Consider the following 25,268-nt stretch of genomic DNA (forward strand, 5'->3'; position numbering starts at 1 on the left):
GTGACACATGACACCAACTGAAAAATCCGCCCTCGCCAAGAAGGCGGAAGCCTCATCAGGAAAAACGGCGGCGGCTTCCCATCAGTCCCTCGCAAACGCCATTCGGGCGCTGGCGATGGACGCGGTGCAACAGGCCAATTCCGGTCATCCGGGCATGCCCATGGGCACGGCCGACATTGCAACGGTCCTTTTCACCCGGTTCCTGAAAATCGATCCGCGGGCCCCCGAATGGCCGGACCGCGATCGTTTTGTGCTGTCGGCCGGTCACGGATCGATGCTGCTCTACGCGGTGAACTATCTCCTCGGCTACGAGGACATGACCATCGAGCAGATCCGGAATTTCCGCCAACTCGGCTCCATTACGGCCGGGCATCCGGAGTATGGCCATGCGGCCGGTGTCGAAACCACCACCGGCCCGCTTGGCCAGGGTATCGCGACCGCCGTCGGCATGGCACTGGCGGAACGTCTGCTGGCCGCGCGTTTCGGCGACAAGATTGTCGATCACCATACCTATGTGCTCGCCTCCGACGGCGATCTGATGGAAGGCATCAGCCACGAAGCGATCGGCCTTGCCGGGCATCTGAAGCTGTCAAAACTGATCGTTCTCTACGACGACAACGGCATCACCATCGACGGCGCCCTGTCGCTTTCCGAATCGGGCGATGCGCTGAAACGCTTCGAAGCGGCAGGCTGGAACGCAGTCCGGATCGACGGCCACAATCCCGATGAGATCGCCTCGGCCATCGAAAAGGCCCAGAAATCGGATCGGCCAACCTTGATCGCCTGCCGCACGGTGATCGGCTATGGGTCGCCTAACAAGCAGGGCAAATCCTCGTCCCATGGCTCGCCGCTCGGCGCCGACGAGATTGCCTTGGCGCGCAAGGAACTCCACTGGGAAGCAGAGACTTTCGCCATACCCAGTGAAACGCTGGATGCATGGCGCATCGCCGGCCTGCGCAACGTCAAGACACGCAAGGCTTGGGAGGAACGGCTCGCAGCACTTGATGCACCGCTGCGCATCGACTTCGAGCGTCGCCTTGCGGGCGACCTGCCGGCCGAACTGGGCAAGGCGATTGCCGCCTTCAAGGAAAAGCTGGTCGCCGACAAGCCGAAATGGGCGACGCGCAAGTCTTCCGAAGAAGCGCTCAACGTCATCAATGCGGCGCTACCCGATACGATCGGCGGCTCCGCCGACCTGACCGGTTCCAACAACACCCGTTCGAAAGAGCAGAAAGTTGTGACGGCCGAGGATTTTTCGGGCTCTTTCATCCATTACGGCATTCGCGAACACGGCATGGCCGCCGCCATGAATGGCATGGCCTTGCACAAGGGTCTCATCCCCTATTCTGGGACTTTCCTGGTCTTCACCGACTATTGCCGCCCGGCAATCCGCCTTTCGGCGCTGATGGGTCAGCGCGTCATCTATGTCATGACCCATGACTCGATTGGTCTGGGCGAGGACGGCCCGACGCACCAGCCGGTCGAGCATCTGGCTAGCCTGCGCGCCATGCCGAACCTGCTGGTCTTCCGCCCGGCGGACGCCGTCGAAACGCTCGAATGCTGGCAACTGGCGCTTGAAGCGAAGGACGCACCTTCGGTACTCGCCCTGACACGCCAGAATCTCACGCCTGTCCGGCTCGAGAATTCCGAGAAAAACCTCTGCGCGCGCGGCGCCTACGAACTCTCCCCGGCATCGGCCAAGGCGAAGGTATCGCTGCTGGCGACCGGCTCGGAGATCGAGATTGCAATGGCCGCACAGGCACAACTCGAAAGGGATGGCATCCCGGCCCGTGTCGTTTCGATGCCCTGCATCGAGCTCTTCGAACGGCAATCGCGCGAATATCGCGAGGGGATGCTGGGCGAAGGTACCGTGAAGATTGCCATTGAAGCTGCCGTTCGGTACGGCTGGGACCGCTATATCGGTCCCGATGGCGACTTTGTCGGCATGGAAGGCTTCGGCGCTTCGGCCCCGGCACCCGATCTCTACAAGCACTTCAACATCACCGCGGAGGCGGCCGTCGCTGCGGCCAAGGCCCGCCTTGCGGAAAAACCGTAAGACATCACAAGTTTCGGGAGACAGAAAATGGCTGTGCGCGTTGCGATTAACGGATTCGGTCGGATCGGGCGGCTGGTGCTTCGCGCCATCGCCGAATCGGGCCGCAAGGACCTTGAGGTTGTCGCGATCAACGATCTCGGTTCGGTCGATGCCAACGCCCTGCTGCTGAAATATGACAGCGTCCACGGCCCCTTCCCCGGCAAGATCAAGACGACGAAGTCGTCGATGGATCTCGGCCGCGGTCCGATCAAGGTGATCGCCGAACGCGATCCTGCGAAGCTCCCCTGGACGGAACTCGGCGTCGATATTGCACTTGAATGCACGGGCCTCTTCACCGCACGCGACAAGGCGGCCGCCCATCTGGCCGCTGGCGCGAAAAAGGTGCTGATTTCGGCACCGGGCGAAGAAGCAGACCTGACGGTCGTCTACGGCGTCAACCACAAGGATCTGAAGAAGAGCCACAAGATCGTCTCGAACGCCTCCTGCACCACCAACTGCCTCGCTCCGGTCGCGCAGGTGCTCCACAAGTCCTGCGGCATCGAGCAGGGCTACATGACGACAATCCACGCCTATACGGGCGACCAGAACACGGTCGACACGCTGCACAAGGACCCACGCCGCGCCCGCGCCGCCGCGGTCTCGATGATCCCGACCTCGACCGGCGCCGCAAAGGCCGTCGGCCTGGTGCTGCCGGAACTGAAGGGCAAGCTCGACGGCACTTCGATCCGCGTGCCGACACCGAACGTATCGGTGATAGACCTTGTCTTCACGGCAAAGAAGAAGGTGACCGTGGAAGAAGTGAACGCCGCGATCATTGCCGCTGCCAAGGGACCGCTGAAGGGCATTCTGGCGACGACCAACGAACCCAATGTGTCGATCGACTTCAATCACAACCCGGCCTCGTCGACCTTCGATCTGACCCAGACACAGGTGATCGATGGACGCCTCGTCCGCGTGCTGAGCTGGTACGACAACGAATGGGGCTTTTCAAACCGCATGGGCGACACCGCCGTCGCGATGGGCAAGCTTCTCTGATTGGAGCCTCTGGACCTCATGGCCGGCCACAAGACACTCGATGACCTGTTCGCGGCGATCGATCTGAAGGGCGTTCGCGTCCTCATTCGTGCCGACCTCAACGTACCGATGCTTGACGGCGCGGTGTCGGACGCCACGCGACTGGAGCGTGTGGCCCCGACACTGACCGAGTTGGCCGGCAGGGGCGCGAAGGTCATCGTGCTGTCGCATTTCGGTCGCCCCAAGGGCAAGCCGGACACCAAATACTCGTTGAGACCCGTTGCCGAGGCACTTGCCACCTTCATCGGCGGCAAGATTGCCTTTGGCGAGGACTGCATCGGCGATGCTGCCGCGCGCGCGGTGGAAGCATTGGCGCCTGGCGACATTCTCGTGCTTGAGAACACCCGCTTTCATGCCGGCGAGGAAAACAACGATCCCGACTTTGCGGCCGCTCTGGCAGAGAACGGCAATGTATACGTCAATGACGCCTTTTCCTGCGCCCATCGCGCGCACGGGTCGACCGAAGGCATCACGCATTTCCTGCCCTCCTATGCCGGCCGTGCCATGGAAGCTGAATTGCGGGCCCTCGACGCCGCCCTCGGAAATCCGCAACGCCCGGTCGTCGCTATCGTTGGCGGCGCCAAGGTCTCGACCAAGATCGCGCTTCTCGGGAATCTGGTGAAGAAGGTCGATGCGCTGGTCATTGGCGGCGGCATGGCCAACACCTTCCTGGCGGCACAAGGCAAGAAGGTGGGCAAGTCCCTTTGCGAACCGGATTTGCTCGACACCGCTCGGCATATTCTTGCCAATGCGCGCGCCGCCAATTGCGATATTGTTCTGCCGACAGACGTGGTGGTGGCCGCCGAGTTCAAGGCCGGTGCCGCCGCAAGGACAGTCTCGGTGGACGATGTGCCGGACGATATGATGATCCTCGATGTCGGGCCCGACACCCTGAAGCATCTGGCGGGCCGCTTCGAAACGGCAAAGACGGTGGTCTGGAACGGGCCGCTCGGCGCTTTCGAGGTGCCGCCCTTCGACCGCGGCACGGTCGAGGCTGCCCGCATCGTCGCCATGCGCAGCAAGCAGGGCGAACTCGTCTCGGTGGCCGGCGGCGGCGATACGGTGGCGGCCCTCAACGAAGCTGGTGCGGCCGATGATTTCACCTATGTGTCGGCCGCCGGGGGCGCCTTTCTCGAATGGATGGAAGGCGTGGAACTGCCGGGCGTCGCAGCGCTGGCACGAAAATAAGAGGCCGCAAGGCAGGATTGGGATCGAGAGGACAACGATATGACTGAGACCCTTGAATCGATTGCCGAGGCGATGGTCGCGCCGGGCAAAGGCATTCTCGCCGCCGATGAAAGCTCGGGCACGATCAAGAAGCGGTTCGACAGCATCAACGTGGAATCGACGGCGGACAACCGCCGCGACTACCGCGAAATGCTGTTCCGCACCGAAGAAGCGATGAAGAGCTACATTTCGGGCGTGATCCTCTATGACGAGACGATCCGCCAGAAGACGAAGGACGGCACGCCGCTGGTTGAGTTGATCAAGAAGGCCGGTTCGATCCCCGGCATCAAGGTGGACGCCGGCGCAAAGGACATGGCCGGCTTCCCGGGCGAGAAAGTCACGGAAGGTCTCGATGGCCTCGCCGAGCGTCTGGCGGAATATTACGATCTCGGCGCTCGCTTCGCGAAATGGCGCGCGGTCATCGACATTGCCTCCGGCATCCCGACCCGCACCTGCCTCGAAGCCAATGCCGAGGCCTTGGCGCGCTATGCCGCGCTTTGCCAGCAAGCGAAGATCGTCCCCATCGTCGAGCCCGAAGTGCTGATGGATGGCGGCCACGATATCGGACGCTGTTTCGACGTCACGGAAGAGACGCTGCGCATCGTGTTCAAGCGCCTGGCGGCCCATCGCGTGAAGCTCGAAGGCACGATCCTGAAACCCAACATGGTGATCGCCGGCAAGAAGTGTGGCAAGCAGGCCAGCGTCGAGGAGGTCGCCGAGATGACCATCGCCTGCTTCAAGCGCACAGTTCCAGCCGCCATTCCGGGCATTGTCTTCCTGTCGGGCGGCCAGTCGGACGAGGATGCGACCGCGCATCTGAATGCGATGAACGCCATCGGCGGCTTCCCCTGGAAGATGTCCTTCTCCTACGGCCGCGCACTCCAGGCGGCCCCCCTCAAGGCTTGGAGCGGCAAGGCGGAGAATGTCGCAGCGGGCCAGAAGGCCTTCCTGCACCGCGCGAAAATGAACAGCCTCGCCACAATCGGAGACTGGAAGACCGCGCTGGAAAAGGCGGCCTGAACCGCCACCGGATGAGGAAACCGAAAGCCCCGCTCATTGAGCGGGGTTTTTTCTAGATGCGCAATTCTGCGAAATGACCTCGCCGGAAGAAGGTGCACCGATCGGCGCTTCGCGGTACAAAACAGGCCCATGACCAACCGCAACGCCGATACCGCCTGCCGCCTGTATCTCATTACGCCGCCGCGCTTTGAGCCGCGCGCGTTTGCCGACACGCTGAAGGCGGCGCTCGATGCCGGCGACGTCGCAAGTCTGCAACTGCGCCTGAAGGGCGAGAACGAGGCCCCGCCGACAGCCGATGCCATTCGCCGCGCCGCCGAGACGCTGATGCCGCTCGCGCATGCACGCGACATTGCCTTTATCATCAATGACCGGCCGGACCTCGCCGCCGAGCTCGACGCTGACGGCGTTCATATCGGCCAGAAGGACGGCTCCTATGCAGAGGCGCGGCGGACGGTCGGCCCCGATCGCATCGTCGGCGTGACCTGCCATGCTTCCCGCCATCTGGCGATGGAGGCCGGCGAGGCGGGCGCGGATTATGTGGCTTTTGGTGCCTTTTACGAAACTGATACAAAAACGCCTATAAGTAAGGCGGAGCCGGAGATACTGACCTGGTGGTCGGAACTCTTCGAAGTGCCTTGCGTGGCGATCGGCGGCATTACGGTCGAGAATGCAGCACCGCTGGTACGTGCGGGCGCGGATTTTCTGGCTGTGTCGTCCGGTGTCTGGGCGCATGCCGACGGTCCGGCTGCGGCTGTCCGGCAGCTCAACAGAATTATGATCGAGGAAAGCACGTCCTGATGAGACAGCTTCTTGTTGCGTTGAGCCTGAGCGTAGTGGCCATCGTCGGATCGGCGCCCGAAGTGACCGCCCAGAGCACGCCGCCAACGGGGTCCATGCAGGAAAAACCGGCCGATGCAATGGCGGCGGCAATGGAAGCCTACCGGGGGCAGCGCTATGACGAAGCACGGCGCCTCGCCCTGCCCTTGGCCGAGAGCGGCGAGATCGCCGCCCAGCTGATGCTTGGATCGATCTACAACAACGGCGAGGGCGTGACGCCGGACCGCAACGAGGCGGCAAGATGGTTCGGCATGGCGGCCGAGCAGGGCGACGCAAGTGCGCAATATGCACTCGGTTTGTTGATGGAATACGGCGACGTCGCCGGCGCGACACCTGCTGCGGCACGACGGTTGTTTCAGCAGGCGGCGGATCAGGGCCATGCCGCCGCTCAGACCGAACTCGGCATGATGTATACGACCGGCCATGGCGGCCCGCGCGACATTGATACGGCAGCGGCTCTGTTCGAGCGCGCAGCAAAAACAGGGCACGCCGATGCGCAATACTATCTCGGCACGCTTTTCGCGACAGGCCGCGGCAGGCCGCAGGATCTTGGTGAGGCTGCAGCCTATTTCCGCCTGGCCGCCGATCAGGGTCAGCCCGAAGCGAGTTACCAGCTTGGCCTGATGCTGCAGGACGGCGTCGGCACGACCAAGAACGCCATTGAGGCAGCACGCCGCTTCAGCGGCGCGGCCGAAAGCGGCCTTCCGGAAGCGCAAACCGCACTGGCTTTTGCCTATCTTGCCGGCGACGGCGTGGAGCGGAACGCCACACTTGCGGCCAAATGGTTCACGGAGGCCGCCATGCGCGGCGAACCGCTGGCCCAGGCCCGGCTCGCCCGCCTGTATTTTCTGGGTCAGGGCGTGGCGCGGGACGTGGCGGCCGCGCTGCTCTGGCTGACATTGGCCGAAAAGGGCGGATATGAGGACGAGGCGCTCCGAAGCGCTCTGGAGCCCGAAATCACCCCTGAAATCCGGGCCAGCGTCGATCGTCAGATCGCCAGATGGGACCAGGGCGCGACAGGCGCCACCAGTGGCGACTGACCGTCCGGCAGGTGCCATTCGGCGGAAAGACTCTGTCCATCGGCGGCGCATGGTGTTATCAGAGCGCCGGCTGTCGCTTGTCCGGCAGCCTGTCCAGTTTTGACCAATCCCCGAATTCGAGCATCCCATGAAGATCAACGGCAATGAAATCCGCCCCGGTAACGTCATCGAACATGAGGGCGGGCTCTGGGCAGCAGTCAAGGTGCAGCATGTAAAGCCCGGCAAGGGCGGCGCCTTCGCACAGGTCGAACTGAAGAACCTCGTCGACGGCCGCAAGCTGAACGAGCGCTTCCGGTCCGCCGAAACGGTCGAGCGCGTCCGTCTCGAACAGAAGGACTACCAGTATCTCTACGAGAATGACGGGATGCTGACCTTCATGGACAATGAAACCTACGAACAGATCGAACTGGCGAAGGATTGGGTCGGCGAGCGCGCGGCCTTTCTGCAGGATGGCATGAAGGTGACCGTCGAAAGCCATGAGGGCAAGGCCCTGGGTATTTCTCTCCCCGATCAGGTTGTACTGGAAATCACCGAAACCGAGCCGACCGTGAAGGGGCAGACGGCCGCAAGCTCCTACAAGCCCGCCCTGCTCGAGAACGGCGTGCGCGTCATGGTCCCGCCCTTCATAACGACCGGCGAGCGGATCGTTGTCGACACCAACGAAGTCACCTATCTGCGTCGCGCCGACTGACGCGAAACCGGATAGACCAGATGTCCCGTCATACACCCTCGATGTCCGTCATGGTTGCCGCCGCCCGCAAGGCCGCGCGGGGCCTCCAGCGCGACTTCGGCGAGGTGGAAAACCTTCAGGTCTCGCTGAAGGGACCGGCGAACTTCGTCACCGCCGCCGACCGCAAGGCCGAAAAGGTTCTGTTCGAGGAACTGTCGAAGGCACGGCCCGGCTATGGCTTCCTGATGGAAGAGGGCGGCGTTGTCGAGGGGAGCGACAAGTCGCATCGCTGGATCATCGATCCGCTGGATGGCACGACGAATTTCCTGCACGGCATCCCGATGTTTTCGATCTCGATCGGTCTCGAACGCGACGGCCAGATCGTTGCCGGTCTCGTCTACAATCCGATCTCCGACGAAATGTTCATTGCCGAAAAGGGACAGGGCGCCTTCCTCAACGACCGACGCATCCGCGTCGCCGTGCGCCGCGAACTGGCACAATCGATCGTCGCGACCGGAATTCCACATATCGGCCGGCCCGGTCACAAGGGCTTCTCGGCCGAACTTGACCTCGTGATGAACGAAGTCGCCGGCGTCCGGCGCATGGGCTCGGCCGCCCTCGACCTGGCCTATGTCGCCGCGGGACGGTTCGACGTTTATTGGGAAGCAAATCTCGCCCCCTGGGACGTTGCCGCCGGCATCATTCTCGTGCGCGAGGCTGGCGGGTATGTGACCGACCTCAAGGGGGGCGATGCCATGCTCGATACGGGCGGCATTCTGGCCGGTAACGAGGCATTGCATCGCCAGCTCGGCACAGTGCTGAAAAAGGCCCATAAACCGGCCTGATTGCCTGAAAACTTTCCATTGAAACACACGACTGGCCCGTTACCCTGTGCCAGCGCCGCCCATGTGTTAGACTTTTGCGCACCGACATTTTTTTCGACCGGAACTGACGGAGGCCGAGTCATGGCGGAATCCGCTGTATCTGATGCCGTTCTGCAAGCCGCAACCATCCGGCGACTTCTCAACGCCGTTCTCGGTGTCCTCGTCCTGACCATCGCGATCCATGGCCCCGATGCCATTGCAGGGCCGCTTTCGCCGGTTGGCGAGCCCCTTGAAAACACGGTCAGCACCGCCGGGCAGACAGTGCAGAATGTCGGAGAAACGGTGAGCCGGACCGCGAACATGCCGGGTTTACCGCCACTCGGCAGCACGATTCAAAACAGCAACTCCCTGCCGTCACCCGACAGACTTGGCGGCGACATCCGGCAGCCCCTTGGCACCTTGACCGCACAGCCCCCATCTTCCGCCGGACCGGCGCAGTCGAGCAACCATGCACGCGAAGAATTCCGGCCGCGCGATGCCTTCTATCCCTATACGCCCGACATGCTGCCGGAGGGGACGCTGGCGCGCATCTATTTCCAGCCCGGCGAGACAGTTCTCGATCTCAGCGCCCGCAATCAGGTTGCCGGCTTCGTGAACGCCTTTGCAAAACGTGTCGGCAATGTCAAGGTCCGGGGCCACGCCGACAGATCCCGCGGCGGCGACGCAACCGCAGCGGACATCGCCATGCAACGCGCGCTGGCCGTGCAGCAGGCGTTGATCGACCAGGGCATGAGTACCGGCCGCGTACGCGCAAGTGGCATGGGCAATATCGACAGCACCATGGCCGCAGCCGACCGGGTCGACATTCTGTTCGACGGCTACTGAACGCGGACCGCACCGCATAGCCCTATTTCCGCCCAATTCCCTGCCTAGACGCCATCCAGGGTCCGGGTCTGTTCGCTCGGCGCGAACAGGCCTAGACTGTGCGGCGAACCGCGTTGCTGCACCTGCTTGATACCCATCCACGGATGACCGCATGTTCTTTCGCAACAAGGCTGGATTTGCGGCACTCGCCATTCTGCTGACGGCTGTCTTCGCGGCCCGGGCCGCCGAGACACCGCTGCCACCTCCCGAAACGGCGCTGCTGCGCATCGAATTTACGCCCAACGAATCCGCCCTGAGCTCTTCTGCGCATGACGAGATCGCCGCTTTTGCTGCGGATGTACAACGGCAAAGCAGCCGTCTGCTGATCAAGGCCTATGCCGGGCCACCCCGCGACGCCTCCTCGACGGCCCGCAAGCTGTCACTGCGGCGCGCATTGTCAGTCAGGAACAAGCTGATCGAAAGCGGCGTCGTTTCGGGCCGCATTCACGTTCGTGCGCTCGGTGGTACATCCGACAGCGGGCCGCAGGACCGAGTGGACATTGTGTTGGCGGGCGGCTGAACCGATCCGTTCGAATCTGAGAGGGGACTGACGACGCATGGCAAAGGAACACAAGGACGGCATCGGCCTTTCCCGGCCCCGCCCCTATGTCACCCGCATGGTACTTTTCGTCGTGATCGTGGCCTTCGCCGCCGCCATCTTGTTTCCGCAGATCGAAGTGGCCTTCATGGCCAACCCGCTCCTGAACGGCCTGATCGTCTTTGTCCTCGCTGTGGGCATTCTCTATGCGTTCCGCCAGGTCCTGAGCATCAACCCGGAAGTGCGCTGGGTGAACGAGTTTCGCCGTGCCGACCCCGGCCTCACCATTCCGGCCGCACCGCGCCTGCTGGCGCCGATGGCCACCATGCTGGGCGACCGCAAGGGCCGTATGCAGCTCAACGCCATGTCGATGCGCTCGATCCTCGATTCGCTCGGCTCCCGCCTCGATGAGCAGCGCGAGATTTCGCGCTATGTCATTGGCCTGTTGATCTTTCTCGGCCTGCTCGGAACCTTCTGGGGGCTGCTGAGCACGGTCGCCTCTGTCGCCGGCACGATCCAGAGCCTCGATGTCGAAACCGCGGAGGCCGCCACCGTCTTCACCAATCTGAAAGCGGGGCTCGACGGGCCCCTGCGCGGCATGGGCACGGCCTTTTCCTCCTCGCTGTTCGGCCTGGCCGGATCGCTGGTGCTGGGTTTTCTCGATCTGCAGGCAGGCCAGGCGCAGAACCGCTTCTACAACGAGCTCGAAGAGTGGCTTTCGACCGTCACGAGCCTCTCGGAAGCCAATCCCGACAACCCCTCGATGCTGGGCGAAACCTCGCGGCGGCTGCGCAATATCGAGCAGGCGCTGGCCGGTGGCGGCGAAGGTGCCAATGCGACGCTGATGGCCCTGGCCGGCCAGATATCGGCCCTGACCGAACAGTTGCGGAACGAACAGCAACTTGTCCGCCAGCTTGCACAAAATCAGGAGGCGCTGAGGCCGGTGCTCGAGCAACTGGCCCGCCGCCTCGACGGCCGGAGCTGACGCAGGATGGCGCTCGCCAACAGACGCATTCGCGGCCGCGCGCCGAGCAGCGACTACTGGCCGGGCTTTGTCGACGCCATGTCGAGCCTGCTGCTGGTGCTGATATTCCTGCTGACCATCTTCATGATCACGCAGTTCTTCCTCAGCCTTCTGGTCAGCGACAAGGATTCGGCGCTGGACAGCCTGCGCAGCCAGATTGCCGAACTGGTCAACCAGCTGGCACTCGAGCGGCGTGAAAAGGCCGATCTCGAGGTCACCATCCTCTCGCTGCAGGAATCGCTCGCGACCGCCTCCGCCGAGAACGCCCGCCTTGCGGCCATGGCCGATGAGGGCGCCGGCGCCGGTTCCCGTATCGCCGATCTCGAAAGCCGCCTCGCCGACGAACAGCGCGTCTCCAGCGAAGCCCTGTCGCAGGTCGAGCTGCTGAACCAGCAGATTGCCGCGCTGCGCCGCCAGCTCGCGACGCTGGAAGCCGCACTGGAGGCCTCCGAGCAGAGAGACCGTGAATCGCAGGCCCAGATCGCCGATCTCGGCCGCCGCCTCAATGCGGCGCTGGCACAGAAAGTCCAGGAACTGGCCCGCTACCGCTCGGAATTCTTCGGCCGGCTGCGCACCATTCTGGGCGACCGGACCGACATCGAGATCGTCGGCGATCGCTTTGCCATGCAGTCGGAAATCTTCTTCGCCTCGGGCTCGGCCGATATCAATCCATCCGGGCAGGAGCAGCTCGACAAGATCGCCCTGGCGGTTCGCGAAATCTCGGCCGAGATCCCCGACGACATTGCCTGGGTGCTGCGCGTCGATGGGCATACCGACGCCAACCCGATCGCAACGCCGCAGTTCCCCTCGAACTGGTACCTGTCGAGCGCCCGCGCCATCGCCGTCGTGGACTACCTGGTCGCCCAGGGTGTTCCGGCGCGCAACCTGGTGGCGGCAGGATTCGGCGAGCACCACCCGCTTGTTGCCGGGCGGACGACCACCGACAATACGCGCAACCGCCGTATCGAATTCAAGCTGACCGAACGCTGACTACCAGGCCTTCAGTTCTTTCGACTGCGTGCAAACGAGAACCTCGGGCTCGAAAACCTGCCCGAGCAGCATAAGGTCGCCATAGCCGGCAGCAACGCTGATACCCGAAATCTCGGTGCCGAGATTGAGATAGATCGTGCCGGCCTTGCCGCCGCCATTCGCGCCGGGTTCGACCCGGACGACCTGGCTGGGCGACAGCGCGGCGGGGTCGCCCGCATGGCCGAGAAAATCGATCAGCTTCGGATGCGCGCCGATCAGCAGCGATCCGTCGGGCTGCACGTCGATATTGTCGATACCGGTGCCGAGCCGTGCCATGTCGACGCCGCGGAGATCGCCGGTCGCCGGATCGCGGTCGAAAACATGCAGGCTCATGCTCATCAGATCGGCAACATAGACCTGAGCACCATCGGCACTGATGGCGATGCCGTTGGCCAGACCGAATCTGTCGGCGGCCACCCGCGCCGCGGCACCGTCGTGATAGACGACATTGGTGTTGCGCAGCAGAAGAAGGTTGCTGAAGAGCTGGTGCAGGCCGTTCTTCGAAGCATGGTCGTTGGTCGTATAGAAGCTGTCGGGACCCGCCGCCGCAACGTCGTTGAGCGAGACGAAAAGCGGGTCCGTGACGCTTGCTGCATGGCTGAGCGTGCCGTCATCCGCGATGTCGAAAATCTCGACGACCTCATGGCCTGCCGCCGGATGACTGACCGCGAAGAGCCGCCGGGCACCGTCCGCGCCGACATGAAGATCGATGCCATGGGGGCGAAAATCGGCCGGCGCCGTGGGTGTCACCGGATAGAGCGCCCATTCGCTCTCCGGCGCATTGAGATCGATTGCGTAGATGCCGCCGCGAATGGCTTCCGATCCCGGCGCACCGCCCTGTACCGCACGGCGGTCATAGGCCGACACATAGGCAATGCCGCGCGCATGGTCGATGACGATGTCTTCCGGCCCCGGCACCGCCGCGATGACCCGGCAATCGGCCGGGATTTCCTGATTGATGGCGGTGAAGTAGCCAGCCGCCGACAGAAATCGCCACGCGAGCACGCTGACGATTATGACCAGTGCCAGCAGGGCATAGCCTGCAATCTGCCAACGCTTCGACATTGCATTCCCTCGATGAAATTCGTTCAACCAATGGCCGCGCTGACCTGTCCGGACGGGAGCGCATCCGCTTCAGCCGGAAGATCGCCGGTAAACTGCAGCCGCGCCAGCCGCGCATAGAGCCCGCCCTGCCGCAGAAGTTCCTCATGCGTGCCCGAGGCAACGACGCGGCCGTCTTCCATGACGACGATCCGGTCGGCCTTCAGCACGGTTGCCAAGCGATGCGCGATGACCAGCGTCGTCCGGTCCTGCATCAGACCCTCAAGCGCCTGCTGGACGGCCGCTTCGCTTTCCGCATCGAGCGCACTGGTTGCTTCGTCGAGCAGCAGCACCGGCGCGTCGCGCAGAATGGCACGGGCAATCGCGATGCGCTGGCGCTGACCGCCGGAAAGCGTCACGCCGCGCTCGCCGACCTGAGTGTCGTAGCCCTCCGGCAGACGCGCAATAAAATCGTCGATCCGCGCCGCCCGGGCCGCCGCCTCGATCTCGGCACGGCCGGCCTCGGGCCGCCCATAGCGGATGTTCTCGGCAATCGTCGTGCCGAAGATGACTGTCTCCTGCGGGACGACGGCGATCCGCGCCCGCACCGCGCGGGGGTCGGCATCGCGCACATCGACCCCGTCCAGCACGATGCGTCCCGACTGCGGGTCGTAGAAACGGAGCAGCAACTGGAACACGGTGCTCTTTCCGGCACCGGACGGTCCGACCAGCGCCACGGTTTCCCCCGGATCGACGTTGAGCCGGAACCGTTGAAGCGCCGACATGCCGGGCCGCGCCGGATAGGCGAAAGTCACCTCCTCGAAACGAATCTCGCCACGCGACGGCGCCGGCAGGGCAACCGGGTGGGCCGGCACGGCGATCTGCGGTTCGACATCGAGAAGCTCCATCAGCCGCTCGGTGGCGCCCGCCGCCATCTGCATGTCGCCCCAGATCTCCGACAGGGCCGCCAGCGCGCCGGCCGCAAAAAGCGCATACAGGATGAACTGCGCCAGCGCCCCGCCCGTCATATCGCCGGCGATCACATCCTTCATCCCGAACCAGATGACGCCGACGATGCTCGTCAGGCCGAGAAAGAAGATCAGTGCCGTCAATATCGCGCGGGCAACAATCCGCGCCCGCGCGGTGTCGAAAGACCGTTCGACCGTGTCGGAGAAATGTCGCCGGTCGTGATCCTCATGCGTGAAGGCCTGCACCGTCTGAATGGCGTTGAGGCTCTCGGTACCGAAAGCGCTGGTATCGGCCAGCCGGTCCTGCGCCGAACGCGACAGCCGCCGGACCCAGCGGCCAAGGAGAACCAGCGGCAGCACGATCATCGGAATGGCAAAAAGCACCAGGCTCGAGAGCCGCGCACTGGTGACGACCATCATCGACGAAGCACCGACAAAGAGGAAAAGATTGCGCAGCGCGATCGAGGCCGAGGAGCCGACAACGGTCTTGATCAGCGTCGTGTCGGCCGTCAGCCGCGACAGCACCTCGCCGGTACGCGTCATCTCGAAGAATTCCGGCGAAAGCTTCAGCACATGGCCATAGACCGCCTGCCGGAGGTCGGCCACCACGCGCTCGCCGAGCCAGCTGACGAAATAGAACCGTGCGGCGCTGGCAATGCCAAGCGTCAGCGCCACAGCAATAAGCGCCAGAAAATAGCGGTCGACAAAGGCCGCAGTCCCCGCATTGTCGGCATCACCGACGAGATCGACCAGCCGGCCGCCGGCCATCGGGATGGCAAGCGTGGCGAGCGTCGCCAGAACCAGCGCAAAGATCGCCAGCGCGACCATGCCCCGATAGACGGCCAGGAAGGGCAATAGCCTCAGGATCGGGCGGACGCGCCTGGCGGGCTTGCGCCGCTGCGCTTCTTCCTCGATGGCCTCGATGACCGGATTCGATGTATCGCTCATGCGTTCTTGCCGGCTCTTGGCTGCGGGACCGGCCACACTAGCCGTTCGGGTCTACCCCGGGAATAAGTTCCTGCCGGGTATAGCAATCGGGGCCCTGCCGCCGCAACGCCGACGGGCGCCGTTCTCTGCGGCATGAGCGCCCGAAACCCGGCCTTCAGGCCCCTGATCGCAGGCACCGATCTCGGCTTGCATGGGCCCTGCCTGTTCGCTATAAGCCCCCATTCCGGCAGCGCGGCGTTCCCTGAGGGAACAGCCAGGGCGCGCCGTTTTCAATTCGGGAAGGCCGAGAGCCATGAAGAAAGACACCCATCCGGACTACCATTTCATCACCGTGACGATGAACAATGGCACCACCTTTCAGACGCGCTCGACCTATGGCTCGGAGGGCGCGACGCTGGTTCTCGATATCGATCCGACGACGCACCCGGCATGGACCGGCGGCGGCCAGCAGATTCTCGATCGTGGCGGCCGCGTCAGCCGCTTCAACAAGAAATTCGGCTTCGTCAGCAGCAACTGATCCTGCGCGACCGACCGGAACGGAAAAAGCCCCGCTTTGCGGGGCTTTTTTGTTGTCGCCGGCGCCGAACGCCTATTCGGGCCGGTTCTTGCGGCGGCCGAACTGGGGCCGCGGGAAATCATGGGACAGGCTTTCGCGGTAGAATGCCTCGACACGCTGCAGCTGTTCGGCCAGCGGGTGGTTGAGCGCCGGCCGGGCGACCGGTTCGCGCAGCCGGCTGTCGAGCCGCTCGACCCGCGCATAGAGCCGTTCCGAGCGCTCGATCAGGTCCTGCAGGCGCTGCGGCAGCGCATCGGCCCCGGCAAAGCGCGGCTGGCGGGCTATCTCCTTGGTGGCGAGACGGTATTTCTCGGCATTGGCTTCCTCGGCCGTGATTTCGCCCTCATGGACGGCCTTGCGCACCAGCAGCCAGGAAGCGACCTGCATCAGCCGCGTGGTCAGCCGCATGCTTTCGCCGGCATAGGCGAGCGAGGCTTCGCGCGGCAGGCTTTTGGAGGCCGCACGGCCCTCCCCGTCCAGATAGGCCGAGGTTTCCTCGACCAGGCGCATGCCCTCGCTGTAAGTGCGCTGGAACAGCCCGGAGGCCATGAATTCGCTCAAGGTGACGCAGTCGGCCTCCGCGAAGCCGATTTCGTCGCCGCCGGTGATCTCGTGAACAGTCATCCTGCAAACCCCTTACGTCGCGCCATTGCGGCACAGTCAGGGTCTGAGGGATCAATATCCGTGCCAGCCAGGGGCCGGCGGACAAAAAAGAGCCGCGGGAAAGCCCGCGGCTCAAGTTCTAACAGGGAGGCGTCAAACAGAGTGGATAGGAGCCACTCAGAAATCCAGAGAACTGGATTACGCAAGGTCACCCTAGCGCCATCATTCCTAACAGGAAGTTAATCTTGTGGCAATTTGACGCGGCACCGGCAAGACAGGCAACGCCCGAACATTGAGAAGGGCCAACTGAAAGCGCTGTATTTTTAATGTGTTAACTGAGGGCGTCTACTTTTTGAACAGTGCCTCGGCCGCCGACAGCGAACTGTGCTTCCGGGTCAGCTGATCGCGGATTCGTGCAATTTCACTCTCGAGCGCAGTGATTCGGTCGTTGAGCTCCTCGATCCCGAGCAGGCTCAAATCCTCCCTGGCCAGCGCTGCCAGCGCCTCATCGCGCCGCTTGCGCGGCTCCAGATCGTCCCGATCCATGACGCTCGTTCTCCCTGCTGGCCTCAGGTTGCCAGTTTGGGGACAGCGGGCTAGACCTGCAAGCCCAGCCGCGACGACCGAGGAACGCGCCCAGTGCCGAACCTGCCCGAAACCATGACGGCGATTGCGATCCGCGAGCCGGGCGGACCGGATGTACTGGAACCCCGCCAGATTCCGCGGCCCGAGCCGGCGCATGGCGAAATCCTGATCAAGGTCGCGGCGGCCGGCGTCAACCGTCCGGACACGATCCAGCGCATGGGCCTCTATCCGCCGCCGCCCGGCGCCCCGGAAACGCCGGGGCTCGAGGTCGCCGGCGAGGTGGTGGCGACCGGACCGGGCGTGACGCTGTGGAAGACCGGCGACCGGGTCTGCGCGCTGGTCGGCGGCGGCGGCTATGCCGAATATTGCGTTGCGCATGAAGCGCATGCGCTGCCGATGCCGCATGGCCTGTCGATGACCGAAGCGGCCGCGCTGCCCGAAACCTTTTTCACAGTCTGGGCCAATGTCTTCGAGCGCGGCGCGCTCAAGGCTGGCGAGACGTTGCTGGTGCATGGGGGCTCGAGCGGCATCGGCACGACGGCGATCCAGCTGGCCAGCCTTTTCGGTGCAAGCGTGATCGCAACCGCCGGCTCGGCCGAGAAATGCGCGGCCTGCCTGAAGCTCGGCGCCGCGGCGGCCATCGACTACAAGACGCAGGATTTCGTCGCCGAAACCAGGCGGCTGACCGACAATCGCGGCGCCGACGTGATCCTCGACATGGTGGGCGGCGACTATATTCCCCGCAACATCCAGGCGGCGGCGGTCGACGGCCGCATCGTCTCGATCGCCTTCCTCAACGGTGCGACGACAGAAGTCAATTTCATGCCGGTGATGCTGAAACGCCTGACGCTGACCGGCTCGACGCTGCGCCCCCGCAGCATCGAGGAAAAGGCCAGCCTCGCCCGCACCTTGCGTGAAAAAGTCTGGCCACTGATCGAAGCCGGCCGCGTAAAACCCTTGATCGACACGGTTTTCCCGCTGAAGGACGCCGCCAGGGCGCATGCGCTGATGGAAAAAAGCAGCCATATCGGCAAGATCGTGCTGACGATCTGAGCCGTTTTCCGGGCGCGGCCATATTTGCACCCGAAATGAACACAGTCTCACCCCTATCTCGCCACAGGCGGCGCCGAAGGTCCGGACGTCGACGGCATTGCCCGTCGCGCATTGTCGCGTCGCGCGATGCCCCGCCCGGTCGAGCAGACCGCCGTATCCACGACAGAAGGAAAATCCGATGAAAAACCTCAGACGATTCATGCTTGCAGCGATCTTCGCCGCGGTGACATCGGTTTCACTCGGCGCGTTTCATGGCGCCCAGGCAGCAACAGCAGAAGATCTGAACAAGGAGGCCGCCCACGCGCTGGACAAACTCTACGCGACCAATTCGGTGGCCAAGACGATCGGAAGCAAGGCGCAGGCCGTGCTGGTCTTTCCGAACGTCGTGAAGGCCGGCCTGATTTTCGGCGGCGCCTATGGCGAAGGCGTGCTGATGGAAGGCGGCAAGGTCAATCACTACTACAACTCGGTCACCGGTTCCTGGGGCCTGCAGGCCGGCGCCCAGACCTATGGTTACGCCGTGTTCCTGATGAACAGCGAGGCCGTGAACTATCTGAAGGAGACGCATGGCTGGGAAGTCGGCGTCGGCCCGACCGTCGTCATCGTCGATGAGGGCGCGGCCAAGAACCTCTCGACCTCGACGCTGAAGGACGACGCCTATGCCTTCGTCTTCGACCAGTCGGGTCTGATGGCCGGCGTCAGCATCGAAGGCACCAAGATCACCGAGATCAAGCGCTAAAACCGCGCAATACCGCGGTGAAAAGGCCGGAATCCCTTGGGTTCCGGCCTTTCTGCGGCGCGCATCACAATTAGCGGTCGCGGCATCATTCCGCTTTCATTGGCCGCTTTTTCGCCCTATATAACGCCCTAATTCAATCTTCGATGGACACGAAAAGCGGTTTATCCGGCTCACTGCCGGGTGGATCAGAGGAACCGACATGACTCAGCCCCTAATGCCCAAGGCGACCGCTGTCTGGCTGGTCGAGAATACCTCGCTGACCTTCGACCAGGTGGCCGATTTCTGCGGCCTGCATGTGCTCGAAGTGAAGGGGATCGCCGATGGCGACGTGGCCCAGGGGATCAAGGGCATGGACCCGGTGGTCTCCGGCCAGCTGACCCGCGCCGAAATCGAGCGCTGCCAGCAGGACCCCGATGCGCGCCTGCAAACCGCTGAAAGCAAATACAAATTGCCGCCGATGCCGACGCGCACGGGGCCCCGCTACACGCCGGTCTCGCGCCGCCAGGACCGCCCGGACGCCATCGCCTGGCTGCTGCGCAACCACCCGGAACTGACCGATGCGCAGATCGCCCGCCTCGTCGGCACCACCAAGCCGACGATCCAGAGCGTGCGCGACCGAAGCCACTGGAACGCCCCGAACATCAAGCCGGTCGATCCCGTAACCCTCAGTCTCTGCACGCAGATCGAGCTCGACGCGGCGGTGCAGAAGGCCGCGCGCAAGGCCGAACGCGAGCGCAAGAAGGCCAACAAGGCGGCCGGCATCTCTGAAACCCTGCTGCCGGCCAGCGAAACCGCGCCCAGCCCGGCCGAACCGCTGCACGCGACCATCGCCGCGCCGGAAAAGAAGCCGGAAGACGAGGAACGCAAGAGCTACGACGCCGACAGCGTTTTTGCGAGCCTCAAGGACGTCAAGATCGCGGACGACGAGGACGAGGCGTAACCCCCCCTCTGTCACGCAACTGTCACAAAACTGTCATAATGCGCGGATAACTTCATCCGTCTACGGACGAACACCGGGGACAAAGGCAACTTGTCCCCGGGGTGTCGACAGAAAGAGATCATGTCTCGGGCGACCGGTTCTGCAAGGCGGGCAGAACAAGATGGACCGACGTCCCCTTGCCCCATTCGCTCTCGATCCGGACATCGCCGCCGGACTGGGCCATGAAACCCTGGACCATCGGAAGCCCGAGCCCCGTTCCCTCGCCGAGCGGCTTGGTGGTGAAATAGGGTTCGAAAAGCCGCGGCATCGCATCTTCGGGAATGCCGGTACCCCTGTCCTCGACGCTGACCCGAACATAGCGGCCGCCCGGCAGACCGGCATAAAGGCCCTGTTCGCTCTCGCCAAGGCGAAGGACCGCCGTGACGATCCTCACATCGCCGCCGCCCGCCGACATCGCATCGCGCGCATTGGCAACAAGATTGAGCAGGGCCGTCTGGAACTTTCCCGAGTCGAGCTTGACGCAAGGCAGGTCCCTCTCCAGATCCAGCCGCAGGCCGACGCTGCCGGTGAACAGACGCCGCAGCAGCTGCGCTGAGTCCATGATGACGCGATTGACGTCGATCCGGCGCGGCCGCAGCTCCTGCCGACGTGCATAGGCCAGTAACTGGCCGGTCAGCCTGTGGCCCCGCTCCGCCGCCGCCTTCATGGTGTCGGCCAGCTCGCGTTCATAGAGGCCAAGCGCGCTGTCCTTGACCAGTTCGTCGGCGCCGCCGAGGAACACGGTAAGCAGATTGTTGAAGTCATGCGCCACGCCGCCGGTCAGCTGGCCAAGCGCCTCCATACGCTCGGCATGCTTGGCCTTCTGCTCAAGCTCCTTGCGTTGCGTGGCGTCGCGGAAGATGGTGACCGCCTGACGGCGGCCGCTCTCGTCGGTCATCAGATTTGAGGTCAGATCGACCCAGAGCGGGGCACCATCCGCCCGTCTGAGCCTGAGTTCACCGCGGAAACAACCCTGCCTTTCACGCTGCAGCAGGGCCTGCGCCAGTAACGGGTCGTCGTCGAAGAAGATCTTCTCCCGCACGCTGCCGGTAAGATCCGCATTCGTATATCCGAGCATGCGGCAGCAACTTGCATTAACGGCAAGAATGCGTTCGCCTTCGACGGCACGTCCCTCGGTGGCGGAATAGATGACCCCCTCACCCAGACTTTCGAACAGAAACTGGTAGCGGATATCCGCCTCGGCCAGCTCGTTGCGCAGCGCGATGATTTCCTCCCGGTTCGCGGCGGCAATTTCGATGGAGCGCTCACAGGCGTTCCGCAGATCGTTGTAGAAGCCGAGCAGGCGCCGCGTCATCGGCACCAGATCGTGGGGAAAGACGACAAGATTCGCGACAATATCCCGCTTGCGTGTCCGTACCGGAAGCGCAATGCCGACCTTCCCGATCTGCCGCTTCGCGCTGATGCCCCCCGGACAGCGAATTTTGATCTGGCGCCGCGGGCTCCGGGAGGGAACGATCTGCGACCGCAATTGCGCAAGCTCCTGGCGCGCAGAGATGCCGATCGACCAGATCGGTTCGCAGGGCTTGCCATCGCGATGCGCGAAAAGGACCGCGGCAGCGATGTCTCTCCGGTTCCTGACGAATGCCTCTCTTACACCCGCCCACACCTCGTCATTGCTCGCATAGGGCCGTGCGGTTTCCGCAAGCCTGTCCAGTGTCGCGGCGCGGCGGTCGTTCCAGACGCGCGCGCTTGTGTCGGAGGCGACGGAGAGGACGCCCGACATCAATCCATCGCTGCCCCGCAACGGACTATAGGCGAATGTGTAATGGCGCTCGGAGAACTTGCCGTTCCGCTTCAGGACGAGAGGAAAATCGGTCTGACGCAAGGATTTGCCCATGCGCAGCTCCGCGATCGCCGGCGCAAGAAAGTCCCTGATCTCGGACCATGTCACCATGGCCGACTGGCCGAGTGCTGCCGGATGCTTGTCGGCCAGAATGGGGACGTAGCCGTCATTGTAGATCTGCACAAGATCGTCGCCCAGGGCAAGCAACATGGGATGATCGGAGTCCAGACAGAGTTGCACCTGGCTCCTGAGCTCGGGCGACCAGTCGCTCACGGGGCCGAGCGGCGTGGCGCCCCAGTCGAAGGCGGCGACGAGCCGGCGCATGCCGGTCGTGCGGAAGGCGAGGCGGTCGAGAGACATGGCGACTGTCACGCGAGGCGCGCGGTCCGGCCGGATCCGGTCCGGGCCTGCGCACGCGCTGCAAAAATGTCCTCAATCGTTTCCGTGTGCAGCGCCGATGGTTCGTTGCAGGCCGGCAATATCGCCGCACCGCTGGTGAAGGTAATGCCCATGGCGACCGCATTCATGAAGATGGCGAGAGACGGTATCTCGACGAGATAGGTGTTGAGGCCGAGCTTCTCGCACTGCTGAACGAGTTTCCTCAGATCGCACAGGAACTCCGGCTCATTCCCCCCGGCCGCCGGTGCCGCCACGCCGACGGCACTGACCGCCTTCCTGATCTTGGGCGTGAAGGTCGCGGTATTGGCAAGGTCGATGTCGAGGTCTGACAAGCGCAGGAAGATGGCGCGGCAGAAGGGCTGCAATTGCATCAGACATTGCTCGATCTGAAGCGGCGGCCAGCCGGCATGAAGAACGACCTCGACAACAAGCTGCCGCCGAACCTCGTTCTCGATATTGGAGATGAATTCGAAAAAGGTTCGCCGGTGCGGTGCGGACCGGAAAATCGCGTCATCGACAGATATGGCGCGGAGCGATTTCTCGCCCGATGCCGCAGCAGTGCGCTTCACGACCGCACGGGCACCGAGGCGGCTTGCGACGGCACGCACTTCCAGATCGTCCTCGACCTCCAGGAGTTCGTCGAGCGTCACCGGAAGATCGCCGAGCCGGAATCGGGTGCGCGCGAGATATATCGCGACAACGCTGCGACGCGTTTCGAGCATCGGGAGATAGTCGATCGTATAGGAGACGGCCATGTCCGGAACCGTCATCCAGCAGATGTCTTCGCCCGCCGTGGCGCTCGACGCGGCAAGACTCTCGAAATGCGCCAGACGTTCCGTGGCGACGATCAATGTCTGCGACAGGCGCGACAGCGCATCCTGCCGCGATCCCGGGATGGCGCGCCATTCCTGCGGCGCCTCGAAATCGTGTCCCTTCTTGAGCCCGTCCCATTCGATCGGACGACAGGAAATCCCAGCTTCCGGCCTCGGGGTGCCGGCTGCGGCCGTCCCGACGAGTTCCCGCTCCAATGCGCGAAGCTGATCGACCAGGAGGCCGAGCCGCCGCACGATCTCCGGTACGCTGGCGGCCGGCTGCTCTTCCGACATGCCGGCGAGAAAGGTCTCCGCCGCATCGAGGGCCTGTTCCATCTTGCGGTCCAGCGCGCTCATTGCGAGCGCATTCCGGTCGGCGATATCCAGGGCGGCACCGGCGATATGATCGCGCGCCGAGGGCGCTTCGCGAAGTTGCTGTCGATCGACCTCGAACGACGTTGCGACGACATCCAGCCGGCCGACCCCATCGCTGCCCGGGACAGCTTCCCCTGCGCCGTCCTCCTTGCCGAACAGGTGATGCGATATCTCATCGACGATCCGCTGGCAGGCCGCGGCCGCCTCGTCCGGCGTCAGACGCGGAAAGGCGACGACATAGACGTCTTCGCGGCAGACGAAGAAGAAATCGTCGGGTCCGAGATAGCGGTACAGTGTCGTTTCGGTGAGGAGATGGACCAGCCGCCGAACCTGCGGCCAGCGGGCACCGACCTGCTGACGGATTGCCGCAAGATTCAGCAATTGCAGATGAGCAAGCGCGACCGGCCCGCGATCGGATGCATCGGCGAAAAGCGCCCGGAGCCGCGCCTCGGCTTCCGGCGCCTGCGGTCCGCCGACATGCCGGGGTTCGGCCAGTGCGGACGGTCGCGCATCGGCACGTCCGAAAGGCCAAAACCGCCCAAACCAGCCGGCGAGCGTCCGTTGAGTAGTGTGCAATCCTGCGGCCATTCGAATTTTCCGCGCAACATGAACAGCCCCCGTGACCATGAATAGGACAGAGGTCTTAACAGTTCGGAAACCGGTTGCTGACAGTTTGGTGGGCTATGAACCCGCTCCCGAGGGCCCCCCGAAAATGGCAAATGTGCTGCTGATTGAAGACGACCCCGATGTGGCGCGAATGCTGAAATCGGCCCTGGCAAGATACGGTCACAATGTGACCTGTTCGGGCGACGGCGCGGCCGGTCTGGCCCAGTTGCAGCGAAGCAAACCTGCGCCCGATATCGTGATAACGGATATCCTGATGCCGGTGCAGGAAGGGATCGAGACGATCATGGCGATCCGGGAGGTCAATACGACGATCCCGATCGTGGCCATCTCGGGCGGCGGCCGCACGAAGCGGCTGGATTTCCTGAAAACGGCCGAGAAGCTCGGCGCCAATGCATCGCTCGCCAAACCGTTCCGTCCGGCCGAACTCGCCCAGACGATCGAGAAGCTGCTGATGTAAAATCCGCACCAGCCGCGGCTTCGGTCAAGGCTGGCGACGGACGTCTTTCCGATCGGACGACCGGGGCGCGCGCCTGCCCCTATTTCTTCTTTTCCTCGCCGGCCTTGACCGGCCGCTGGGCCAGATAGTTGAGCGCGAGGCGGCCGCCATCGACATAGATGGTTTCGCCGGTCATGTAGCTGGCGGCGTCCGACGCCAGGAAGACGGCGACCGAGGCGATTTCCCCGGGCTGGCCGATGCGGCCCAGCGGCGTGCGCGACAGCACCATGCGCTGCGCCGCTGCATCGCTGTTGACGGCGCCGGCCATCGGCGTGGCGATGGTGCCGGGACCGATCGCGTTGACGCGGATGCCGTAAGGCGCCAGCGACAGTGCCATCGCTTCGGTGAGCTGCTTGACGCCGCCCTTGGAGGCGGCATAGGCGGCCTGTGTCGGGATCGCGACGACAGCGTTGATCGACGACATGTTGATGATCGTGCCGGGCGCGCCGCCCGCCTCGATCTGCCGGACCATCTGCTGCGCCGCCGCCTGGCCGACCAGGAAATGGCCCTTGAGATTGACGCGGATGACGCGGTCGAAATCCTCTTCGGTCAGCGTCAGGAAATCACCGCCGGCGACGATGCCGGCATTGTTGACGAGAATGTCGAGACGGTCGAAGGCATCGGTCGTGGCACAGATCAGATTGCGCACATCGAGACGCTCGCCGACATCGCAATGCCGGAAGCGCGCCTCGCCGCCGCTGTCGACGATATCGGCGGCGACGCCCTCGCCCGCTTCCTCGTCGATGTCGCAGACCATCACCTTCGCGCCCTGATCGGCATAGGCATGCGCGATGGCGCGGCCGATGCCGCTGGCGCCGCCGGTGACGATCGCCACCTTGCCCTTGAGTGTCTCGCCTGTCGCCATGAGGATGCTCCGGTTCGGGAGGGGGCGTTATAGCACTTGAGGGATGTGAGGGGGAGAGGGGCGGTGGTGGGGCGTTTCACGCTGCCTGAACCCAACCCGCAAGTGTCACCCCGGCGAAAGCCGGGGTGTGGATTCACATTTGAAGTGCAACAGTT

Annotated in this window: 24 protein-coding genes; 17 read left to right on the forward strand and 7 right to left on the reverse strand. The window is 63.7% G+C overall.

Annotation, left to right across the window (positions count from 1 at the left end; translation table 11 throughout):
* The first annotated feature begins 7 nt into the window (after window positions 1-7).
* The 12 genes from tkt (at window position 8) to AAC071_RS05165 (ending at window position 12,224) form a co-directional block, all read left to right on the forward strand.
* Window positions 8-2,056, forward strand: coding sequence for a transketolase (tkt, locus tag AAC071_RS05110; protein ID WP_339830655.1), 2,049 nt, complete (start codon window positions 8-10; stop codon window positions 2,054-2,056).
* 27 nt (window positions 2,057-2,083) lie between these two features.
* On the forward strand, window positions 2,084-3,091 hold the full coding sequence (gene gap, locus AAC071_RS05115; protein ID WP_339830656.1) for a type I glyceraldehyde-3-phosphate dehydrogenase: 1,008 nt from the start codon (window positions 2,084-2,086) through the stop codon (window positions 3,089-3,091).
* An 18-nt stretch (window positions 3,092-3,109) separates the two neighbouring features.
* Window positions 3,110-4,318, forward strand: a complete 1,209-nt coding sequence (locus tag AAC071_RS05120) for a phosphoglycerate kinase (RefSeq protein WP_339830657.1) — start codon at window positions 3,110-3,112, stop codon at window positions 4,316-4,318.
* A 39-nt stretch (window positions 4,319-4,357) separates the two neighbouring features.
* Window positions 4,358-5,377: a class I fructose-bisphosphate aldolase gene (locus tag AAC071_RS05125; protein WP_339830658.1), complete on the forward strand. Its 1,020-nt coding sequence runs from the start codon at window positions 4,358-4,360 to the stop codon at window positions 5,375-5,377.
* Between the two features lie 129 nt (window positions 5,378-5,506).
* Window positions 5,507-6,175: a thiamine phosphate synthase gene (gene thiE, locus AAC071_RS05130; RefSeq protein WP_339830660.1), complete on the forward strand. Its 669-nt coding sequence runs from the start codon at window positions 5,507-5,509 to the stop codon at window positions 6,173-6,175.
* Window positions 6,175-7,254 (forward strand): tetratricopeptide repeat protein, encoded by a 1,080-nt coding sequence (locus AAC071_RS05135; RefSeq protein WP_339830662.1) that lies wholly within the window; start codon window positions 6,175-6,177, stop codon window positions 7,252-7,254. The genes thiE and AAC071_RS05135 overlap by 1 nt, the downstream gene beginning before the upstream one ends.
* Window positions 7,255-7,381: 127 nt before the next feature.
* A complete protein-coding gene (gene efp / locus AAC071_RS05140) occupies window positions 7,382-7,945 on the forward strand; it encodes an elongation factor P (protein ID WP_339830664.1) in 564 nt (187 codons plus the stop codon).
* Between the two features lie 20 nt (window positions 7,946-7,965).
* Window positions 7,966-8,769, forward strand: coding sequence for an inositol monophosphatase family protein (locus AAC071_RS05145; protein WP_339830666.1), 804 nt, complete (start codon window positions 7,966-7,968; stop codon window positions 8,767-8,769).
* A 120-nt stretch (window positions 8,770-8,889) separates the two neighbouring features.
* Window positions 8,890-9,633, forward strand: coding sequence for an OmpA family protein (locus tag AAC071_RS05150; protein WP_339830668.1), 744 nt, complete (start codon window positions 8,890-8,892; stop codon window positions 9,631-9,633).
* A 151-nt stretch (window positions 9,634-9,784) separates the two neighbouring features.
* Window positions 9,785-10,192: an OmpA family protein gene (locus AAC071_RS05155; protein WP_339830669.1), complete on the forward strand. Its 408-nt coding sequence runs from the start codon at window positions 9,785-9,787 to the stop codon at window positions 10,190-10,192.
* Window positions 10,193-10,229: 37 nt separating this feature from the next.
* Window positions 10,230-11,195: a flagellar motor protein MotA gene (locus AAC071_RS05160; RefSeq protein WP_339830670.1), complete on the forward strand. Its 966-nt coding sequence runs from the start codon at window positions 10,230-10,232 to the stop codon at window positions 11,193-11,195.
* A gap of 6 nt (window positions 11,196-11,201) precedes the next feature.
* Window positions 11,202-12,224: a peptidoglycan -binding protein gene (locus AAC071_RS05165; protein ID WP_339830671.1), complete on the forward strand. Its 1,023-nt coding sequence runs from the start codon at window positions 11,202-11,204 to the stop codon at window positions 12,222-12,224.
* Here the strand turns inward: AAC071_RS05165 and AAC071_RS05170 are convergent, their stop codons facing one another.
* Together AAC071_RS05170 and AAC071_RS05175 are read right to left on the reverse strand one after the other, a co-directional pair.
* A complete protein-coding gene (locus AAC071_RS05170; protein ID WP_339830673.1) occupies window positions 12,225-13,328 on the reverse strand; it encodes an SMP-30/gluconolactonase/LRE family protein in 1,104 nt (367 codons plus the stop codon).
* A 23-nt stretch (window positions 13,329-13,351) separates the two neighbouring features.
* On the reverse strand, window positions 13,352-15,220 hold the full coding sequence (locus AAC071_RS05175; RefSeq protein ID WP_339830675.1) for an ABC transporter transmembrane domain-containing protein: 1,869 nt from the start codon (window positions 15,218-15,220) through the stop codon (window positions 13,352-13,354).
* A 292-nt stretch (window positions 15,221-15,512) separates the two neighbouring features.
* Between AAC071_RS05175 and rpmE the strand changes: the two genes are divergently transcribed.
* Window positions 15,513-15,737 carry a 50S ribosomal protein L31 gene (gene rpmE / locus AAC071_RS05180; protein ID WP_339830676.1) on the forward strand — a complete coding sequence of 75 codons (225 nt, stop codon included), beginning with the start codon at window positions 15,513-15,515 and terminating at the stop codon, window positions 15,735-15,737.
* Between the two features lie 72 nt (window positions 15,738-15,809).
* Here the strand turns inward: rpmE and AAC071_RS05185 are convergent, their stop codons facing one another.
* Window positions 15,810-16,400: a DUF1465 family protein gene (locus tag AAC071_RS05185; protein WP_339830677.1), complete on the reverse strand. Its 591-nt coding sequence runs from the start codon at window positions 16,398-16,400 to the stop codon at window positions 15,810-15,812.
* Between the two features lie 324 nt (window positions 16,401-16,724).
* A complete protein-coding gene (locus tag AAC071_RS05190) occupies window positions 16,725-16,925 on the reverse strand; it encodes a DUF1192 domain-containing protein (RefSeq protein ID WP_339830678.1) in 201 nt (66 codons plus the stop codon).
* A 93-nt stretch (window positions 16,926-17,018) separates the two neighbouring features.
* On the opposite strand from AAC071_RS05190, the gene AAC071_RS05195 reads away from it, so the two are divergent.
* From AAC071_RS05195 to AAC071_RS05205, 3 genes are all read left to right on the forward strand, one after another.
* On the forward strand, window positions 17,019-18,017 hold the full coding sequence (locus AAC071_RS05195) for an NAD(P)H-quinone oxidoreductase (RefSeq protein WP_339830679.1): 999 nt from the start codon (window positions 17,019-17,021) through the stop codon (window positions 18,015-18,017).
* Between the two features lie 178 nt (window positions 18,018-18,195).
* Window positions 18,196-18,756 (forward strand): lipid-binding SYLF domain-containing protein, encoded by a 561-nt coding sequence (locus AAC071_RS05200; protein WP_339830680.1) that lies wholly within the window; start codon window positions 18,196-18,198, stop codon window positions 18,754-18,756.
* A 199-nt stretch (window positions 18,757-18,955) separates the two neighbouring features.
* The gene (locus tag AAC071_RS05205) at window positions 18,956-19,696 is read left to right on the forward strand and encodes a cell cycle transcriptional regulator TrcR (protein ID WP_339830681.1); all 741 of its coding nucleotides are present in this window, start codon (window positions 18,956-18,958) and stop codon (window positions 19,694-19,696) included.
* 118 nt (window positions 19,697-19,814) lie between these two features.
* Here AAC071_RS05205 and AAC071_RS05210 read toward each other — a convergent pair whose 3' ends face one another.
* Window positions 19,815-21,899 (reverse strand): ATP-binding protein, encoded by a 2,085-nt coding sequence (locus AAC071_RS05210; RefSeq protein ID WP_339830682.1) that lies wholly within the window; start codon window positions 21,897-21,899, stop codon window positions 19,815-19,817.
* An 8-nt stretch (window positions 21,900-21,907) separates the two neighbouring features.
* The gene (locus AAC071_RS05215; RefSeq protein WP_339830683.1) at window positions 21,908-23,713 is read right to left on the reverse strand and encodes a hypothetical protein; all 1,806 of its coding nucleotides are present in this window, start codon (window positions 23,711-23,713) and stop codon (window positions 21,908-21,910) included.
* A 124-nt stretch (window positions 23,714-23,837) separates the two neighbouring features.
* On the opposite strand from AAC071_RS05215, the gene AAC071_RS05220 reads away from it, so the two are divergent.
* Window positions 23,838-24,209: a response regulator gene (locus tag AAC071_RS05220; protein WP_339830684.1), complete on the forward strand. Its 372-nt coding sequence runs from the start codon at window positions 23,838-23,840 to the stop codon at window positions 24,207-24,209.
* A 79-nt stretch (window positions 24,210-24,288) separates the two neighbouring features.
* Here the strand turns inward: AAC071_RS05220 and AAC071_RS05225 are convergent, their stop codons facing one another.
* On the reverse strand, window positions 24,289-25,113 hold the full coding sequence (locus AAC071_RS05225; protein ID WP_339830685.1) for an SDR family NAD(P)-dependent oxidoreductase: 825 nt from the start codon (window positions 25,111-25,113) through the stop codon (window positions 24,289-24,291).
* Window positions 25,114-25,268 lie beyond the last annotated feature (155 nt).

This window comes from uncultured Parvibaculum sp., from assembly GCF_963975745.1.
Classification (GTDB): domain Bacteria; phylum Pseudomonadota; class Alphaproteobacteria; order Parvibaculales; family Parvibaculaceae; genus Parvibaculum.

Excerpts from the sequence above, each read along its gene's own strand:
- AAC071_RS05145 (WP_339830666.1), top strand. The coding sequence starts at position 7,966 with ATGTCCCGTCATACACCCTCGATGTCCGTCATGGTTGCCGCCGCCCGC.
- AAC071_RS05120 (WP_339830657.1), top strand. The coding sequence starts at position 3,110 with ATGGCCGGCCACAAGACACTCGATGACCTGTTCGCGGCGATCGATCTG.
- AAC071_RS05175 (WP_339830675.1), bottom strand. The coding sequence starts at position 15,220 with ATGAGCGATACATCGAATCCGGTCATCGAGGCCATCGAGGAAGAAGCG.
- AAC071_RS05185 (WP_339830677.1), bottom strand. The coding sequence starts at position 16,400 with ATGACTGTTCACGAGATCACCGGCGGCGACGAAATCGGCTTCGCGGAG.
- AAC071_RS05170 (WP_339830673.1), bottom strand. The coding sequence starts at position 13,328 with ATGTCGAAGCGTTGGCAGATTGCAGGCTATGCCCTGCTGGCACTGGTC.
- AAC071_RS05155 (WP_339830669.1), top strand. The coding sequence starts at position 9,785 with ATGTTCTTTCGCAACAAGGCTGGATTTGCGGCACTCGCCATTCTGCTG.
- AAC071_RS05200 (WP_339830680.1), top strand. The coding sequence starts at position 18,196 with ATGAAAAACCTCAGACGATTCATGCTTGCAGCGATCTTCGCCGCGGTG.
- gap (WP_339830656.1), top strand. The coding sequence starts at position 2,084 with ATGGCTGTGCGCGTTGCGATTAACGGATTCGGTCGGATCGGGCGGCTG.
- AAC071_RS05135 (WP_339830662.1), top strand. The coding sequence starts at position 6,175 with ATGAGACAGCTTCTTGTTGCGTTGAGCCTGAGCGTAGTGGCCATCGTC.
- AAC071_RS05190 (WP_339830678.1), bottom strand. The coding sequence starts at position 16,925 with ATGGATCGGGACGATCTGGAGCCGCGCAAGCGGCGCGATGAGGCGCTG.
- AAC071_RS05215 (WP_339830683.1), bottom strand. The coding sequence starts at position 23,713 with ATGGCCGCAGGATTGCACACTACTCAACGGACGCTCGCCGGCTGGTTT.
- AAC071_RS05165 (WP_339830671.1), top strand. The coding sequence starts at position 11,202 with ATGGCGCTCGCCAACAGACGCATTCGCGGCCGCGCGCCGAGCAGCGAC.
- AAC071_RS05205 (WP_339830681.1), top strand. The coding sequence starts at position 18,956 with ATGACTCAGCCCCTAATGCCCAAGGCGACCGCTGTCTGGCTGGTCGAG.
- tkt (WP_339830655.1), top strand. The coding sequence starts at position 8 with ATGACACCAACTGAAAAATCCGCCCTCGCCAAGAAGGCGGAAGCCTCA.
- AAC071_RS05210 (WP_339830682.1), bottom strand. The coding sequence starts at position 21,899 with ATGTCTCTCGACCGCCTCGCCTTCCGCACGACCGGCATGCGCCGGCTC.
- AAC071_RS05150 (WP_339830668.1), top strand. The coding sequence starts at position 8,890 with ATGGCGGAATCCGCTGTATCTGATGCCGTTCTGCAAGCCGCAACCATC.
- thiE (WP_339830660.1), top strand. The coding sequence starts at position 5,507 with ATGACCAACCGCAACGCCGATACCGCCTGCCGCCTGTATCTCATTACG.
- efp (WP_339830664.1), top strand. The coding sequence starts at position 7,382 with ATGAAGATCAACGGCAATGAAATCCGCCCCGGTAACGTCATCGAACAT.
- AAC071_RS05125 (WP_339830658.1), top strand. The coding sequence starts at position 4,358 with ATGACTGAGACCCTTGAATCGATTGCCGAGGCGATGGTCGCGCCGGGC.
- AAC071_RS05220 (WP_339830684.1), top strand. The coding sequence starts at position 23,838 with ATGGCAAATGTGCTGCTGATTGAAGACGACCCCGATGTGGCGCGAATG.
- AAC071_RS05225 (WP_339830685.1), bottom strand. The coding sequence starts at position 25,113 with ATGGCGACAGGCGAGACACTCAAGGGCAAGGTGGCGATCGTCACCGGC.
- AAC071_RS05160 (WP_339830670.1), top strand. The coding sequence starts at position 10,230 with ATGGCAAAGGAACACAAGGACGGCATCGGCCTTTCCCGGCCCCGCCCC.
- rpmE (WP_339830676.1), top strand. The coding sequence starts at position 15,513 with ATGAAGAAAGACACCCATCCGGACTACCATTTCATCACCGTGACGATG.